The sequence below is a fragment of the Mycobacterium sp. 1165178.9 genome (assembly GCF_001673555.1).
Taxonomy (GTDB): domain Bacteria; phylum Actinomycetota; class Actinomycetes; order Mycobacteriales; family Mycobacteriaceae; genus Mycobacterium.
Genome location: NZ_LZMB01000553.1, coordinates 1 through 627 on the forward strand (window position 1 = coordinate 1; position 627 = coordinate 627).

At 72.7% G+C, this 627-nt stretch carries 1 pseudogene; it reads right to left on the reverse strand.

Going from position 1 to position 627, the window contains the following annotated elements:
* Positions 1–627, reverse strand: a pseudogene (locus A5652_RS28220) (hypothetical protein); the annotation flags it as partial.

The following is a 627-nucleotide window of genomic DNA, read 5'->3' on the forward strand; positions in this document are numbered from 1 at the left end:
AGCACCGATAGGACCAGCGCCACCAGGCTGTTCCAGCGCCACAGCTGGTCGAAGGCCACGAACAACCCGCCGCCGAACGCGACCGCCAGCATCGACTGCAGCACGACCAGGCCGCCGCGCCACACCGCGTCGAATCTGCCCCGCTCGAGGTGGGCGTCGGGGTCCGCGTCCGCGTGCCGGTCCTCGATGTCGAGGTGTTCGTCGTGGAGCACTCCGGCGGACAGCGGTCCGGATCCGTTCTCGTCATCGTCGGAATCCCCGGACCGCAGAAAGGAGCGCACGTACGCGGAGTCCTCCTGCGCCGGTTCGGCCTCGCGCACCTCGGAGTCCATGACGTCCACCGGGACATCGGCGTAGTGGTCCATCGGGTCGAAGCTCATCTCCTCGGCCCCCGAACCCGACTGCCCGGTGCCATTGGCCGCCGCGCCCGCCCGGCCGGGTAACGGCCGCGGGTATTCGCTGCGCTCGGGCCCCGCCGCGCGCTTGGGCTGCGGCGGTGACTTGGGCCAGCGCGGCTCGGGCTCGGACCAGTAGGGCGCCTTCGGCGCGTCTCTGGCTGCGGGCGCGGCGGGCTTGGCGGGTGGCGCCGGGTCGGCAACGTCGATCGTGGCGGTCGCTTCGGCGGCC